The sequence below is a fragment of the Agromyces binzhouensis genome (assembly GCF_004135055.1).
GTDB classification, from domain to species: Bacteria; Actinomycetota; Actinomycetes; order Actinomycetales; family Microbacteriaceae; genus Agromyces; species Agromyces binzhouensis.
Window position 1 is genome coordinate 1 of the sequence record NZ_SDPL01000772.1, and the last position, 675, is coordinate 675.

Sequence of the window (675 nt, forward strand, 5' to 3'; positions counted from 1 at the left end):
TGGTACTGCGGGGGGTAGAGCACTGTTATAGCTAGGGGGTCATGGCGACTTACCAAACTATGGCAAACTCCGAATACCCGCAAGTACAGCTTGGGAGACAGAGCACCGGGTGCTAACGTCCGGACTCAAGAGGGAAACAACCCAGACCGCCAGCTAAGGTCCCAAATTATCGCTAAGTGGGAAACGAAGTGGGAAGGCATAGACAGTCAGGAGGTTGGCTTAGAAGCAGCCATCCTTTAAAGAAAGCGTAATAGCTCACTGATCGAGTCGTCCTGCGCGGAAGATGTAACGGGGCTAAGCGATAAACCGAAGCTGCGGGTGTGCACTTTGTGCACGCGGTAGGAGAGCGTTCTGTAAGCCTGCGAAGGTGGCTTGTAAAGGCTGCTGGAGGTATCAGAAGTGCGAATGCTGACATGAGTAGCGATAAAGGGGGTGAAAAGCCCCCTCGCCGTAAGTCCAAGGTTTCCTGCGCAACGTTCATCGGCGCAGGGTGAGTCGGCCCCTAAGGCGAGGCAGAGATGCGTAGCTGATGGGAAGCTGGTTAATATTCCAGCACCGTCGTACAGTGCGATGGGGGGACGGATCGCGGAAGATCATCAGGGGGTTGGATGTCCCTGTTGACATATCGAAGATGGCGCGTAGGCAAATCCGGGCGCGTAAATCAAGGGTATGGCA

The 675-nt window shown here is 54.8% G+C and carries 1 rRNA gene; it reads left to right on the forward strand.

Going from position 1 to position 675, the window contains the following annotated elements:
* Positions 1-675: ribosomal RNA gene (locus ESO86_RS18150) — 23S ribosomal RNA — on the forward strand; the annotation flags it as partial.